Genomic DNA, 15,446 nt, shown 5'->3' with positions numbered 1-15,446 from the left:
ATTGTCAGTAAGAGGTATAATTGGCGTATCTAAAAAATAATGAGTAATTTTGATGCGAACAATTAAAAGTTTTGTGTTACGTGGTGGGCGAATTAGCAATAGACAACAGCAAGCTTTAGAGCACTGGTTAAAAGACTATGAATTACCTTTGACAGAAATCCCTTGGAATTTGGAGCAATTATTTGGCCGCCAAGCCGATACAGTTGTTGAAATAGGATTTGGCATGGGGGCTTCTTTGCTTGCCATGGCAGAGCAGCATCCAGAACTTAATTTTATTGGTATTGAAGTCCATCGTGCTGGAATTGGCAGCTTAGCCGCAGATTTGCATGAAAAATCGATTACTAATGTACGTATTGTTTCGCACGATGCTGTCGAAGTATTTAAGAGTCAATTGGCAAAAGATTCTTTAGCTAGGGTACAAATTTTCTTTCCTGATCCGTGGCCGAAGAAGCGACACCATAAACGCCGTCTGATTCAACCTGAGTTTGTTAAGCTACTAACTGAACGGATTAAATTAAATGGTGTTATCCATTGTGCAACAGATTGGCAAGACTATGCTGAATATATGCTCAGTGTACTCTCCGCTGAGTTAAAGCTAGAAAATACCCAAGAAAATGGTGGTTTTTCTCCACGACCTGACACTCGTCCCTTAACTAAATTTGAACGACGCGGGAATAAACTTGGCCATGGTGTTTGGGACTTGATTTATAGGAAAATTGTCTAAGAAGTTGTTGATAAATCTCAAGAAATTGATCTTCATTTGCTCAATATGTATAATGGTCTTTCGGCAAAATTTAAGGGAAATGAAATCATGAGTTTATTTGATGAAATAAATCAAGAGCTTATTAATGGCAAGGATGCTTTTATTCGTTTTATTAATGCCAAACTGAAATCAGATAAAAACCTGTTGAGTCAATTTTTTATAACTCCCAAAGGGAAACAACAAACCATTCTTGACTATCTTATCCATCTACATTCAAAAGAACAGAATGTAGCCGAACACATTCAGTGGCTTTTGCAGCAGGGAATAGACATTAATGTAAACCAACCCCTTCATTTGGTATTTCAACTACAAAAATTTGATTTAGTCACTGTTTTCCTCAACGAACAAGTTCTGACTAGTGAGCAAAGGCAAAAACTAAATGTTGATTCTCGTGATGCGCAAGGAAAAACGCTTATTCATCGAGTCATTGAAAGCAGAATGTTGATACCTTTAGAGTTTATTGTAAAGCTGGGCGTTCAGATTAACCAACCTAGTCAGACTCTGATGGGTAAGAGAGCTATAGAAGTCCAACCCGTACATCAGGCAGTTATTAGCGATTTCCCAGAGGCTATTCCGTTATTGACTAAGGCAGGAGCACAATTTGCCAATCCATGTGGTCGTTTAATGGAGACACCTCTCCTATTAGCGGCTCGTATGGGCCGAATTAATGTGATGAAAGGTTTACTTGATCATGCTCAAGAATTGGATTTAGAGAAAAATCAAGCGCTTTTGAATGCAACTAACTCTAAAGGTTTAAGCGCGATGGAGCTTCTTTGCATTCACTTGCATGATAATAAGCAACCTAAAGAGGCACTTCGCGGGATAGCGATGCTTATGTGCCATGGTGTTAATGCGCCTCCACACCCTTTATTGCGCTCTTTATTGACGGATAACCGCCAAGCATTACATCAAGTAGTGAAAGAATACACGCAAGATAAACCTAAACTTGCTATTAATTTTTTAAGAAAATGTCATAATAAGAGGGATCCCCTGCATGATATCATGTACGCTAAGAACTCATGGGGGCAGTCCATGCGACATCTCTTTGGGAAGGCAGATGATTTAGCGTTTAAGCTTGAAGCGCTAATAGAGCTCCCTAAGCGTAAAACGGCGATGCCAGAGGAGGCTGAGTCAAATCAAACAGGTTCTTCTGTAGTGGAAACAATTTTGACGGAAGAAGAACTTCTCTTTGCTAATTTTGTGGCAGCATATAAAGATTCAATTAAAGGGGCTACTTTGTTCAATCCATGGAGTGAAATGCTTCATTTAATTGCTATGGGGGAAGTGACATGCTGGGCGCATGTAACGGCCTATTCAGACATGCATCCTAAATCTCGCACTGAAAGAATTGTAAAACATATGATGCAATCACAACCTTCCTTGCATGAAAATTTAGATCCAGAAGTCACATGCAGCAAAGTATAGGGGCTAATTCCTTATATCAGGTGATTGATGTCTTGTATTTGCTTGCGTAAAGCGAGTATACCACCTAGAATTCTAGTTTTCTGTGAAAGGCGGGAGAGATAGATGGGTTGGAATGAGCCGGATAAAGGCAAAGATCCATGGAGTGGGAAAAATCAACCACCCGATTTGGACGAAGCATTGAAGCGTTTTCAAGACAAACTTAAGAAAACTTTTTTTGGTGGTTCTAACCAACCGGAAGGCGATTCTCCTGCGAACAAGAGTGGTGGTTTACTTGCTGTAATGGCTGCATTAATTGTATTTATCTTATGGGCCTTGGCAGGTATTTTTATTGTTGATCCAGCGGAGCAGGCGGTTATTTTGCGCTTTGGGAAATATGTAGAGACCGTAGGACCAGGCCCTCATTGGATTCCGCGTATTATTTCCTCCAAAATCGTGCAAAATGTTGATCGAGTTTCTGATTTCTCCTATTCAGCACAAATGTTAACAAAGGATGAAAATCTTGTTGCTGTTTCTGTAGTAGTTCAATACCGCATAGGCGATTTGGAGGACTATTTGTTCAATGTTGCGGATCCACAAGAGAGTCTTCAGCAAGCAACATCCAGTGCATTAAGACAGGTCGTGGGAACTACAACGTTTGATCAAATTATTACAGAGGGTCGTGAGGCTTGGGGAAATAGTGTCCAAGATACGTTGGTTAAAATTCTAGACCGATATAAAACAGGTATTGTTATTGTGAATGTTTCTCCCCAACCAGCTCGAGCGCCGGAAAATGTGCAAGATGCTTTTGATGATGCTATCAAAGCTCGAGAGGATGAAAAACGATTTAAAGAACAGGCTTTAGCTTATCAAGCTAAAGTAGTGCCGATTGCTGAGGGGAATGCCAAACGTATTCTTGAGGAAGCCCAAGCTTACGCACAGCAAGTAATCTTGCGTGCTAAAGGTGAGGTGGCCGAATTTTTGGCTTTACTTCCTGAGTTCACATTAGCACCAGCTGTAACTTCCGAGCGTATGTATCTAGAAATGATGCAGCAAGTTTTAAGTAATAGCAGTAAAATTATCGTTGACGGTAAGGCTGGAAATATTCTGTATTTGCCCTTGGATAAGCTAGCTAAAACTACGCCTTCACCAATGGTGGATACTGCTCAGGTAGCTGCGAATAAGAGTGAGAGTGCTGCCAACGAGGCAGAAAATACAATAGTCACTGATCGCAATATCACTAGACGAACTTATCGGCCGGGGAGGGATGACTAAATGAATGCTGCAAAAACAACTTTAGGCATTCTGATGTTTGCCGTTTTATTAGTAATACTTGCAAGTGTTTTTACAATTACTCAGGGACAACATGGTATTGTGCTGCGATTAGGGCGCTTAGTCACAGACTCTAAGACACACACGGTAAAAATTTTAGGCCCTGGTCTGCACATCAAAACACCGTTCATAGAAAATGTCCGTGTTTTTGATACACGCTTGCAAACGCTAGATATTAAATCTTCTCGCATTGTTACTAAAGAGAAGAAGGATGTTATTGTTGATTATTATGTTAAATGGCGCATTGCTGATTTGGCACAATATTTCAAATCAACAGGGGGCAATGAGTTTAAGGCGGAAACGCTGCTTGAGCAGCAATTAAATACTTTGCTACGTGCAGAATTTGGTAAACGCACCATTTCTGATGTCTCTGGTGGTCGAGATGATGTGACAGAAAAACTTAGCGAAAAAGCAGAGCAACAAGCCAAAGAATTGGGTATTAAGATTGTTGATGTTCGTATTAAAGGAATCGAATTACCTGAGAATACGAGTAATAATATTTTCCAACTAATGCGGGCAAATATGCAAAAAATTGCTAATAGCCATCGTGCAGATGGTAATGCAATTGCCGAAGCTATCAAGGCAGCGGCTGATGCTCAGGTAACAATTTTATTGGCTCAAGCAGGAAGTGAGGGGCAAAAAATTAGGGCAAAAGGCCAGGCAGAGGCTGCAAAGATTTATGCAGAGGCGTTTAGTAAAAACCAGGATTTTTTTGCATTCTACCGCAGCTTAAAGGCTTATGAGGGTAGTTTTAATAATAAACAAGATATTCTAGTCTTGGATCAAAGCAGTCCTTTTTTTGACTACTTTAAGCATTCATTAACAAAAGGTAATGGTACTAACGCGAAAAACTGATTATAATTGTTAATTTTGTTGAAATTGGGTTAAGCGTGCTTAACCCTTTTTTATTGGAGACTGTTTGTGATCATTAATTTCCTCGGTGCATTTGCTTTGGTGCTAGTGTTTGAGGGGTTAATGCCATTTATTTCACCCGTGAAATGGAAGGAATTATTGCGCAGAGTTATTGGACAGGATGAAAGAGTATTGCGTATAACCGGGTTGTTCAGCATGCTGGCGGGGGTTGTTTTGCTCGCCATCGTTCGTCAATTTGCAGAGTAAAGAGTCCGTTATGGGTAAAAATGTTGTAGTAATTGGAACACAATGGGGTGATGAGGGCAAAGGTAAGATTGTTGATTTACTCACTCATGATGCTCAAGTGGTTGTTCGTTATCAGGGGGGGCATAATGCTGGTCATACCCTCAAGATCAAGGGTGAGAAAACCGTATTGCGCCTGATTCCTTCAGGAATGCTTCGTCCTCATGTTCAGTGTTACATTGGTAATGGGGTTGTGTTGTCCCCGCAAGCTTTACTGGATGAAATTAAGGAATTAGAGAGTAAAGGGATAGATGTACGTAATAGATTACGCATTAGTCAAGCTTGTCCTCTAATTTTGCCGTATCATATTGCTCTGGATAAAGCGCGAGAAAATCACAAAGGTACGGTGGCCATTGGCACGACTGGCCGTGGGATTGGGCCTGCCTATGAAGATAAAGTTGCAAGACGAGCCTTGAAGGTCAAGGATTTGCTCCATCATGAACGATTTACTGCCAAACTTACTGAATTATTGCAATATCATAATTTTGTCTTGAAACACTACTACAACCAGCCTGAAGTAGAGCTAAAGCCTCTATTAGAAGAAGCAAAAATTTGGGCTAATGAATTAAAAGATATGATCTGTGATGTGACGACTAGTTTACATGAACACAGAGAAAAAGGTGACGCCATTTTGTTTGAAGGTGCGCAAGGGGTTTATCTTGATATCGATCACGGAACCTATCCTTTTGTCACATCTTCTAATACTTGTGTCGGTAGCGTGGTTAATGGTGCAGGCTTTGGACCTCGTTATCTTGATTATGTTTTAGGGATTACCAAAGCATATACCACCAGAGTTGGTGGTGGTCCTTTCCCAACAGAACTAAATGATGATATTGGTAAAGGTTTAGCGACACGTGGCAATGAGTTTGGAGCTGTCACAGGGCGGCCTCGTCGTTGTGGTTGGTTTGATGCAGTATTGTTACGGCGTTCTATTGAACTAAATAGCATTACCGGTTTATGCATGACGAAGCTCGATGTCCTCGATGGCATAGAAACAGTAAAAATTGCTGTTGCTTATCGCGATGCGAATGGTCGATTGCTCTCCCGTCCTCCACAAGCAGCTGAAGATTTTGAGAATCTGGAGCCTATTTATGAGGAAATGCCGGGTTGGTCTGAATCAACTGCCGATGTGACTGATATAAAGCAACTGCCTCCTAATGCTATTGCCTATATTAAGCGCATTGAAGGCTTACTAGAAGTGCCTGTGCATATGTTATCAACGGGTCCGGAACGAGATTCTACTATTATCTTACAGGATCCATTTGGGGCATGAGCTTGTAACTGTGTAGCTTGATCTATTATCCCAGAATAGCCCCAATATGGGGCTATAACAACTTAGATACACCTTTCAAACCAAACTACATCCCAATAACGATCAAATTTATAACCCACATCCGTAAAATGTGCGACTTTTACAAAATTAAATTTTTGGAAAAGATTCATGGAGGAATCATTAGGTATGGTAATGCCTGCATAGAGTCTATGAGCCATAGAGCTATATGTATTCCTTTCGATGAGTTCATTTAACAAATGGGTGCCTAGTCCAAGTCCTATAAACTCCGGATGACAATAAACACTTACATTAAAACTAGTGTGATAACCTGTGACTGGATTAAATGGTGTTGTGGCTGCATAACCTATAACAGTATTCTGTTTATCGACAATGATGAGCAATTGATAGGGACTTCCTTCTTGAAAATTTTCAAACCACGCAGCGCGGCTGCTTAAGCAGTAAGTTTGGAGCTCAAAATTAAAAACAGTATTAACAATATAATAATTATAGATGGATAGAATTTGTGGCCAATCCTGTAGGGTGGCTTCCCGCAGCTTAAAATCTAGCATGATTCTTTCTCTTTGCTAGTAAAATTAAAGGGACACTGTTTCGATAAACTTGCTTTAAAACCAGAGTATTGAAGTGCTTCACTATGTCCTTCAAACTCGATCAAATTAGGGTTGATGCTGCCACTATAGTGTAACTCCCGAGCTCGAACGGTTTTTTGGATTTTGTAAAATAATTGGCTCTGCTTAAGAAAATTAAATTGATGATGTGAATTAAATACGAGCGTGGGGTAATAAAAATCACGGCATTTTCGGGGGTGGTTAGGACAAAGACCGATAATAAAATAAGATTGGCCGGCAATACTAAAAGAAAAACGAGGATTATTAACATCCTTCGAAACGCTTTTATCCCATGGGAATTGGTCAACCTCATGGAGCATTTGCAACTGCAGCCAAAGTAAATTTTCAAACTCCTCAGGCTTAATATTGCAATGATTGGCAAAACAGGCAATAAAGCTAGCAAAATGTTTATCAAGTGTTGTACGGGCGCTCGCGAAATATTGAAGTGCTTGATAAAGTTCTCCCGTTGATTCATCAGAAGCCATTTTATCTAATAAGCAAAATTGATAGGTTAAGCGGTTAATAGATGCTTTAGCACCTACACAAGAAAAATTTTCTGCTAAAATTTTCTCGCGAAACATTCTCTCAACGTCATGCATCAGAATACCTTTAAAGAAGCATTACTTATTTGAGAAACTTTACTAGTAGCAGTTGGTTCAGTAAAATTAATAATTATTATTCACTTATTAATTTAAATAATGAGCCTGCCTTCTTCGCAATTAGACGCTTTTCTAGCCGTGGCTACTTATTTAAATTTTACCAAAGCAGCTCAGTTTCTTTGCATTACTCAATCTGCGTTAAGTCAAAGAATAGGCAAGCTCGAACGCAAATTAGGTTATCTATTTGTTCGAAACACTAAATCTGTTGCCCTTACTAATGCGGGACATCATTTACTTAGATACTGTCTTCAAAAAAATGCGCTTGAAAATGAATGCTTGGAACAAATTGCAACGAACAATAAAAAGGGATTAAGTGGCATTGTCCGTATAGGTGGCATTGCTACGGCACTTCGTTTTTTTGTATTGCCAGCTTTAGCATCGCTGTTAGCTGAACATGCGAATGTCAAATTAGAATTAATGGAGTTTGAGTTAAAAGAATTGCCTGGCGCTTTGGAGACTAATCTGGTGGATTTTATTGTCTCAACAAATAGAGTTAATAATAAATTTATTGAGACTATTCAAATTGGGATAGAGACTTATGTTTTAGTCGAATCAATCACCTACGAAGAAAGGGGTGAAGAGGTTTACCTTGATCATGATCTCGATGATGAAATTACCCATATTTTTTTACAACAACAACAAGTAAAGCCCCCTGTATGGCGTCAACATTATCTGGATAATATCCATTTAATCATCGAAGCAGCTAAATTAGGTATTGGGCGAGCGGTTTTACCTTATCAAGTACTGGCTCAAGAGCCTGGACTCAGAGAGGTTGTAAATAGAATATCATTGAATATCCCTCTTTATTCAATGCGTTATAAGCAGGATTGTTATACAAATTTACAACAAGCAGTTATCAACGCCTTAATGACTCCTACCCCATAAATTAATGTTAAGCTTAGCTCGGGCAGGTGATCCTGGGCATCTCCAATTAGATAGTGAGTCCGATTGTCAAATCTGTATCAGCTGACTTTGAGCTAATTTCCTTTTCAACCAATTCTCAAAATAATTGGCAACCTTTCTGTTTGCAAAATCCTCTTCTGAAATTGGCACATCGATGGCTGTTTTATAGCCTAATGTCCCCACTTCTTGTGCTAAAGCTAAAAAATCCTCGTAATCTGGAATTTTCATCACTATCAAGCCATGCAAATAACAGGTCCATATCTGCTTGGTTGAGCTGATTATTACTATACGTCCAATGTTCAAATTCATTGGTTAACTTGATAAATTGTAATTTTTTTCAGTGGTTGGATAATAATTGGATTGAATCAGCATTTATTATCTCAAGGTCTTAAAATTGCAATAAATTATTATCATCTTGCTATTATAGAGTGGTGGTAAATATTTTTGTTTGTGAGGTAAAATTTATATACTAGTTTAGCTCTCTAACTGAGCTATTATCTTTGCGTCAACGTTATATGGACATACGGAACCCCGATGAATAAAAATTTAAGTGCTTGGAGTTTGTTTTGGATTTCAATAACTAGCATGGTGGGTTCAGGTTGGCTATTTGGCTCGTTATATTCTGCTCATTTTGCTGGGCCTGCAGCTATTTTTGCTTGGCCACTGGCTGGTTTTTTGCTTTTATTTGTAGCCTTATCCTATGCTGAGTTAAGCACGATGTTTCCGCAGGCAGATAGCTTAGCTTGCTTGCCCTTATATACTCATGGGCGCTTAACATGCGTCATTATGAATAGTTTGACTTGGTTTGCTCTAGCTATTCTTCCCGTTATCGAAACTCAGGGCGTTATTCAATATGCCAGTAATTATATTCCGGGTTTGGTAAACCATTACGGTGCGTATTATAGAAATACCTCATTAGGTTATGGGCTGTCACTGGTTGTACTAATGAGCTTTGTTTTGTTTAATTATTTTGGTATTGGTTTATTTGCGCGAATTAATGCAATCTTTACTGTATGGAAAATAATCATCCCTATTATTACCATCGTGACCTTAATTATAGTAGCTTACAACTCAGATAATTTTTATCAATACGGCTTCATTCCCTATGGCTGGGAGGGAGTGATGGCTGCAATGTCAAGTGGAGGTGTACTTTTTTCCTTATTAGGATTTAGGCAAGTGATAATTATGATGGGCGAGCTTGAAAAACCAGGGCAGTATATTCCCCTGATTTTGGGAGGCTCATTATTATTAACAAGCTTACTTTACACCGGGCTACAGTGGTCTTTTATCGGCAGTGTTAGTGAACAATCACTTGCAAAGGGTTGGATGAATTTATCCTTTACTGGTGATGCAGGACCATTCGCAGCCTTGGCAGCGCTAGCAGGATTGTTTTGGTTAAGTATTTTATTGTATGTTGATGCTTTCATATCCCCTTATTCGACCGGGCTGGTTTATTCAACAACCGCTGCTCATATGCTAAGCAGCATGGGTTCAGTAGTTCATATATCTAAAATTCTTACACAACGAAATAGATACCAAGTACCCTGGGTTAGTCTAGGTGTGAATTTTGCGCTCGCTGCTATCATGTCGCTTGTATTACATGGGTGGCAGGAAATGTCAGCTTTTCTTGTGGCAATATTAATGGTTAGTTATACAATCGGACCCATTTGTCTTGTTTGCTTACGTAGGCAATTACCAAAGTACAAACGACCTTTTTGGTTGAGGGCTGGTAACTTTGTTGCCTTTATTGGTTTTTATATTTGTACGGTTGGTGTTTATTGGTCTGGTTATCATAGTGTTCGAAAATTATTGGTGATCATTATCCTGGGATTGCTGGGCTCCTTTCTCTATTGTTTGATGAAAAAAACCTATCGCGAGCTTGATGGAAAACAATCATTTTGGTTTATATTTTATCTTTTTGGCCTTGGTGTCTTCTCCTATCTAGGGAATTATGGTGGCAAGCGTCTTTTGCCTCAGTATTGGGATCTAGTATATTTGTTATTTTTTAGCTTGCTTATATTTTGTCTCGCCATATTATCCAGAAAGCCTAGTGCTTATACACAAAAATTGGTGGCTGAAAATGTTAATAGAAATATAGTGCGGACTAAGTAAAGATGATTACCATCCGTACTTTAGCATTCGTCTTTCCTTGTTAGATATCAATGACTGTCTTGAAATAAATTATTTCAAGACAGTAGGTTTTACATTGTTCTTGTGAATTGTGGTTTTTACCATGGTTGCATGCTTAAAGGGGATGGATTAAAAATTTCTTGTTTTTCCTGAATCTTTTCAACGTTCTCTCTTGTATTAGAAGGAGAGGGTTTGGGTTCCATTGAAAGTGGATTAGGAGCAAAACTTTGCTCTTTTGTGACTTCATTCTTCTCTTGTGTTGTGGGCACTAAATTATTTGCTAGCCGTTGGATAAACGCATCGTATAAGGTTAATGTAGGCATGCTAATCCGTAGGGAAAGTAGGTTACCTTTCTCATCCCGAGTGATGTGGATACAGTCATCGGAAAGATGATTTTCTTCTTTAAACTTATTGAAGGATGTTATAATCGCTTCCATGAATTTTTTTAATTCTTCTCGTTGTTCTTCAGTTAATGAATTAGGCTCACAAAGCAATTGAATAGCTAGCGTCATTGATTTGCGATCATTCTCAATCAGCAATCGTCCTTGGGCTATCAATGCCTCAATTATTCCCGGGTCAAAATTTTCCTCATCTAAAGACCCTGAGTCAAACTTACCCATCAATTCATCCGCAGTCTCTGCTACTTTGCGTGGTTTAGTGAGAGAGTTATTTTCCCTTGGACTCGCTTTTTCCTCGGATGTCCTATCAGAGGTAGCACTATCATCTTTGCTGTCATTACCACCTCCATGCCCAGAACAAAGGCGCTTAGGTGCGATTTCTTTAAAACAAACTGAACAGCGTACTTTTGCAGCCTCCTCAGCAGCTGCTTTTCTTTCTTCTTCTTTTCTAAATTGTTGGAGGGCTAGTGCTATAGAAGAAGTTTGGGGGCCATCTGTCGTTATAGATTCAGGAACAGGCTGATGTTGTTCGTTGGCTTTTTTCATGAGAATACTCCAGTAAGTTCTAATGATTTCATTTCAAATAAGGATTAACTTACCTGATATTTTACTGGATTAAAAAAGACCATTTGTATATAAAATGTACACTCTTGCCCTATGTTTGCGTACATCCTTACATCTATGTAAAACTTAGCATAAACAGCATTTCAGACTAATTTGTTTGAGGTTTAGACAGAACGAATGAAAGATAAATCAATATTGCTTGTGGAAGATAACCTTAAGTTAGCAACTTACCTCAAAGAAAGCCTACAAGAAGCAGGTTATGATGTAATGATTGAAAAACGCGGTGATAGAGCTGTCTATCGCATTATTCGTGAACAACCTGGCATAGTAATATTAGATATAATGCTTCCTGGCATGAATGGAGATCAAATATGTCACACCATTAGAGATGAATACTTGGGGAAAATACTCATGTTAACAGCAGTTAATGATATTGAGAGTGAAGTATCCTCTTTAAACTTAGGTGCTGATGACTACCTAACTAAACCTGTTGCAGACGAGGTTTTAAAAGCAAGGATAGAGGCATTATTGCGTAGACCTAATTTAGCTAATAATCAAAATCAATTTCAATTTGGCAATTTTTCTATCAATTTTAGTACTAAGAGTGTTCATCTCTTTAATGAAGAAATTTCAATAAGTAGCAGTGACTTTGTAATGCTTGCTTTGTTGGTTAAGAATCATGATAGATTGCTTAGTAGAGATAGCATTATGTATGCTCTTTCTGGACACGAATATGATGGGGTGGACAGAGGTATTGATTTGAAAATATCACGTTTAAGGAAAGCATTGGGTGATAATAGTAAAAAGCCCTATCGGATAAAAACAATTCATAAAAAAGGATATGTATTTGTATCTTCGGCTTGGGAATAAACACAGGCCATAGTCGCCAATTTTATATAGGACTTACAAAAAAGCCCCAATCTCGTTGTTAAAAAATTCTTTATCCTCTTATGAGAGCTTCACGAAATATACCGCAAATCTATAATCATATCTCTCGACAAAAGAATCATTTTAAAATGAGCTTATTTGTACAATTTGTATACATTTAAGCTGAGTATTCTTGATAAAATCAACTATTAGCATGAAGTAATATTGTGGAGTTGAACCATGAAAGATGCAGCAATAGAAATCTTAATATATAAACCAGATCCAGATCATCCAATGCCTGAAGAGCAAAGAGGTGTGGTGGTGAACCCTCATCTAAAACAACGGTTTAAGCACTTTCTTCCAATTGGTGTTTATTTAGAGGGCTCCGATTTGAGGTATTATTTTTTCGAGCAGTGTGATAAAGCCCCAAAAATCTATAATAGTTGGGATGAACTCAAACGAGACTTACCAGATGAATTAAACAAGATATTCGAAGAAAATCCGAAGTTATTTATTATGGGGCATGGTAATGGTGGCTATTATGGTTTGGGTAATTGCCATGGTCCAAGTGAGCATTTATACGATAATAATTTTGATAAATTACTATCTGATTTTAAGCAAGCATTGCCCAAAGATCATGGTGAAATTTTTGTGACGTTAGAAGGTTGCAATACAGACAGTCAGCTTGATGCTGCAGCGAACCAACAGGAAAAAACATTTCTAGAAAGAGTATCAGTGAAACATCCGGAAATCACGTTTGGTGGGACTGGACCATGGGATGCTCGAGATGCACAGACCGGCTCCCGATCACTTGCGCCGGAATCCCCAATTACATCAATGGCAGGAAATATTTGGAAGGCTGGAAACAGTGTTATTTTTTATCATGGTCAATATCAAGTTGCTGTTCGAAAATCTTTATTTGCCTCAACAAAAACGGCTAAAGAATTAAAAGTTAATACCATAGAATATGCACGTGCAATGCTAGATAAAGATGGCAGCGATGAACTGATAGTGAAAATAGCTTTAAGTCGAGATATTCTAACTATTAAAGATTTAAAAAAAATTGATAACTTTCCAGAACTGCCACTTGAAGAAGAGAATGTTGCAAGGTTTGTTGAACAGGAAAGTCGAATTTTAGGCAAAGAGCAAGAAAATTACTTAACACGTGTCCGTGGTATCTTAAATCGAGCAGACCCTATAGAACAACTGACAGATAGAGACGTATTAGAACTTCTCTTAGGTTTAAAAGAACCGTCCGTATTTAAAAGCCATGAAGACTTGCTAGAGTCAATTCTAGCTAATAAAGCCTTGTTACAGCTAATAATGGTAAGCTGTGGAAAAGTCCTCGTTGGTGGCCCAAGTAATGATAGTGTCATTGATTTATTATTAAAACATGGTGCTGATATTAATAGTGCTGATAAAAAAGGCATGACGGCCTTACACTATGCGGTACAGAATTTTTATAATTATAGAAAAGAGCCACTACATCTCATTAAAAAGTTATTAGAGTGTGGTGCTAGTCTTGAAGTGCAAAATGAGAAAGGACAGACTCCTATCGAGACAGCGCAAGAACATAGTAAAGATGGAAGGGTGACTGCTAGTGATAAACTTCTAGCATCTTTGAAACATGGCAATTTGTCACTAACTCCATTAGAACTAAAGCAATCTGTTAGACAAATATTTCAGATGAGTCAACACAAAGCTGATGAACTACTTTCATTACCTCTTGCGAAACGTGAATATAGCAAATGTAGTGAAGGTACTCTTTATATTCCTGAAGATGTAGTGGAAAAATTGCATGGAGTCTTGCAATCTACAAGGGGGAATAATGAATTATTATCAGCGTTTGAGTCAGAGTTTGGTGAGGTTACCAGCGCTCTTGAAAGAGGTCTTGGGACTGGAGAAGTGATTGATGGTCATGAAGATGAATTTATCTCTAAACGTTTTGATGATGTAAAACTCAAGTTAGCAGCGGTTATGGAAGCAATGGTTGAGATGAAACAAGAGATGAGTACTTCAAAAGAAGCTAAAGTTAACGACAAATTTCAAAAACTAAAATCTTAATCGCAATGTAAAGACATTCTTAGGTGATTGAGAGAAGAACATTAGCTGAATCTATGAGCTCAACAAAATCATCCAGGCAAAAAGAAAGAGAAAAATATGGTCTTTCGGACGGCTCCAAACCATCATGAAAACCATAAGAGGGTGTCCGGCAAAGGTAGTGTTTAAATAACTGTGTCATCTCTTTTAACTTGTTATAATTTCAACACTTAAAAGAGGTGCCCATGAGTAAGAATAAAAAGATAGATTTATCGAATTTTGATTTCAATGATTTTAAGGCTGAAGCCTTAACGCAATTAAAGTCTGGCCAGTTGCTTACTGGTAAAGACGGTATCTTAACTCCTCTGATCAAAGAGCTTCTTGAAGCAGCCTTGGAAGGTGAAATGGAGGCTCACATTTCTGATTGTCATGATTCAGGACTAACCAATCGTCGCAATGGCAAAACATCGAAGCTAATGAAATCTACAACTGGTATTTTTGAATTAGACACTCCACGGGACAGAGAAGGACTTTTTGAGCCTGAAATTGTTAAGAAGCGCCAAACAGTATTGAATGAGTCATTAGATAATAAAGTGCTGGCCTTATATGCCCTAGGTATGAGCTATGAAGCCATTAGTGAGCACCTGGCTGAAATGTATGGTCTAGACGTATCCTCAGCTAAAATAAGCCTCATCACGGATAAATTGTTGCCTATGATTACCGAATGGCGCAATAGGTCTTTAGAGTCTATATATCCTATTGCCTTTTTAGACGCGATGCATTTTAAAGTACGTGTTGAGGGCAAAGTCACAAGTAAGGCATTTTACACGGTCCTTGCCGTTACTCCTGAGGGCAAGAAAGATATTTTAGGGCTTTATTTGTCAGAAACTGAAGGCGCGCGGTTTTGGCTTGGTGTCTTAAATGACCTTAAAGCACGAGGGGTAGAAGATATTCTTATTGCGAGTATCGATGGACTTAAGGGTTTTCCCGAAGCTATTGCTGAAGTCTTTCCTAAAACAGAAATCCAACTATGTGTAGTTCACCAAATACGGAACTCCCTGAAGTATGTTGTTAGTAAAGACCAAAAGGCATTCATGGCTGATTTAAAGCTTGTGTATAAGGCCTCTAGCAAAGATTTAGCTGAGCATCATTTGCTTGAACTAGAGGAGAAATGGGGCAAGAAATACCCAGCAGTTATGAAGTCATGGAATAATAACTGGGAGGCTTTGTCTCAATACTTCAAATACCCCGAAGAGCTAAGACGTATCATTTACACCACGAACATCGTAGAGGGGTTCCATCGCCAAATTCGCAAGTACACCAAAAACAAAGGCC

15 protein-coding genes are annotated in these 15,446 nt (G+C 38.6%); 11 read left to right on the top strand and 4 right to left on the bottom strand.

Features of this window, described 5'->3' with window-relative positions:
- The first annotated feature begins 49 nt into the window (after positions 1-49).
- From trmB to Lbru_RS12050, 6 genes are all read left to right on the top strand, one after another.
- The gene (trmB, locus tag Lbru_RS12075) at positions 50-724 is read left to right on the top strand and encodes a tRNA (guanosine(46)-N7)-methyltransferase TrmB (protein ID WP_058442389.1); all 675 of its coding nucleotides are present in this window, start codon (positions 50-52) and stop codon (positions 722-724) included.
- Positions 725-811: 87 nt separating this feature from the next.
- Entirely contained in the window at positions 812-2,188 is a 1,377-nt protein-coding gene (ankC, locus tag Lbru_RS12070; protein WP_131793556.1) for a Dot/Icm T4SS effector AnkC/LegA12, read from the top strand.
- 102 nt (positions 2,189-2,290) lie between these two features.
- Positions 2,291-3,439 carry an FtsH protease activity modulator HflK gene (gene hflK / locus Lbru_RS12065; protein WP_058442387.1) on the top strand — a complete coding sequence of 383 codons (1,149 nt, stop codon included), beginning with the start codon at positions 2,291-2,293 and terminating at the stop codon, positions 3,437-3,439.
- Complete coding sequence (gene hflC / locus Lbru_RS12060) at positions 3,440-4,351, top strand: protease modulator HflC (protein ID WP_058442386.1); 912 nt, start codon at positions 3,440-3,442, stop codon at positions 4,349-4,351. It abuts the gene before it with no gap.
- A gap of 66 nt (positions 4,352-4,417) precedes the next feature.
- Complete coding sequence (locus Lbru_RS12055; RefSeq protein ID WP_058442385.1) at positions 4,418-4,615, top strand: DUF2065 domain-containing protein; 198 nt, start codon at positions 4,418-4,420, stop codon at positions 4,613-4,615.
- Positions 4,616-4,625: 10 nt separating this feature from the next.
- On the top strand, positions 4,626-5,924 hold the full coding sequence (locus Lbru_RS12050) for an adenylosuccinate synthase (protein WP_058442384.1): 1,299 nt from the start codon (positions 4,626-4,628) through the stop codon (positions 5,922-5,924).
- 62 nt (positions 5,925-5,986) lie between these two features.
- Here the strand turns inward: Lbru_RS12050 and Lbru_RS12045 are convergent, their stop codons facing one another.
- Both Lbru_RS12045 and gntA read right to left on the bottom strand, forming a co-directional pair.
- A complete protein-coding gene (locus Lbru_RS12045) occupies positions 5,987-6,493 on the bottom strand; it encodes a GNAT family N-acetyltransferase (protein WP_058442383.1) in 507 nt (168 codons plus the stop codon).
- The gene (gntA, locus tag Lbru_RS12040; RefSeq protein ID WP_058442382.1) at positions 6,487-7,149 is read right to left on the bottom strand and encodes a guanitoxin biosynthesis heme-dependent pre-guanitoxin N-hydroxylase GntA; all 663 of its coding nucleotides are present in this window, start codon (positions 7,147-7,149) and stop codon (positions 6,487-6,489) included. The genes Lbru_RS12045 and gntA overlap by 7 nt, the downstream gene beginning before the upstream one ends.
- 99 nt (positions 7,150-7,248) lie before the next feature.
- Here gntA and Lbru_RS12035 point away from each other — a divergent pair, with 99 nt between their 5' ends.
- A complete protein-coding gene (locus tag Lbru_RS12035; protein ID WP_083500911.1) occupies positions 7,249-8,094 on the top strand; it encodes a LysR family transcriptional regulator in 846 nt (281 codons plus the stop codon).
- Positions 8,095-8,160: 66 nt separating this feature from the next.
- On the opposite strand, the gene Lbru_RS12030 is transcribed toward Lbru_RS12035, so the two are convergent.
- Positions 8,161-8,340, bottom strand: a complete 180-nt coding sequence (locus tag Lbru_RS12030) for a hypothetical protein (protein ID WP_058442380.1) — start codon at positions 8,338-8,340, stop codon at positions 8,161-8,163.
- 306 nt (positions 8,341-8,646) lie between these two features.
- Between Lbru_RS12030 and Lbru_RS12025 the strand changes: the two genes are divergently transcribed.
- Complete coding sequence (locus tag Lbru_RS12025) at positions 8,647-10,224, top strand: APC family permease (protein ID WP_058442379.1); 1,578 nt, start codon at positions 8,647-8,649, stop codon at positions 10,222-10,224.
- A gap of 116 nt (positions 10,225-10,340) precedes the next feature.
- Here Lbru_RS12025 and Lbru_RS12020 read toward each other — a convergent pair whose 3' ends face one another.
- The gene (locus Lbru_RS12020; protein WP_058442378.1) at positions 10,341-11,186 is read right to left on the bottom strand and encodes a hypothetical protein; all 846 of its coding nucleotides are present in this window, start codon (positions 11,184-11,186) and stop codon (positions 10,341-10,343) included.
- A 195-nt stretch (positions 11,187-11,381) separates the two neighbouring features.
- On the opposite strand from Lbru_RS12020, the gene Lbru_RS12015 reads away from it, so the two are divergent.
- From Lbru_RS12015 to Lbru_RS12005, 3 genes are all read left to right on the top strand, one after another.
- The gene (locus Lbru_RS12015; RefSeq protein WP_058442377.1) at positions 11,382-12,074 is read left to right on the top strand and encodes a response regulator; all 693 of its coding nucleotides are present in this window, start codon (positions 11,382-11,384) and stop codon (positions 12,072-12,074) included.
- 237 nt (positions 12,075-12,311) lie between these two features.
- Positions 12,312-14,135, top strand: a complete 1,824-nt coding sequence (locus tag Lbru_RS12010) for an ankyrin repeat domain-containing protein (protein ID WP_058442376.1) — start codon at positions 12,312-12,314, stop codon at positions 14,133-14,135.
- A gap of 221 nt (positions 14,136-14,356) precedes the next feature.
- On the top strand, positions 14,357-15,446 hold a 1,090-nt coding region (locus tag Lbru_RS12005; protein WP_238583880.1), incomplete at its 3' end, for an IS256 family transposase.

Source organism: Legionella brunensis (assembly GCF_001467025.1).
Classification (GTDB): domain Bacteria; phylum Pseudomonadota; class Gammaproteobacteria; order Legionellales; family Legionellaceae; genus Tatlockia; species Tatlockia brunensis.
This window is presented reverse-complemented; position numbering and strand designations above follow the sequence as displayed.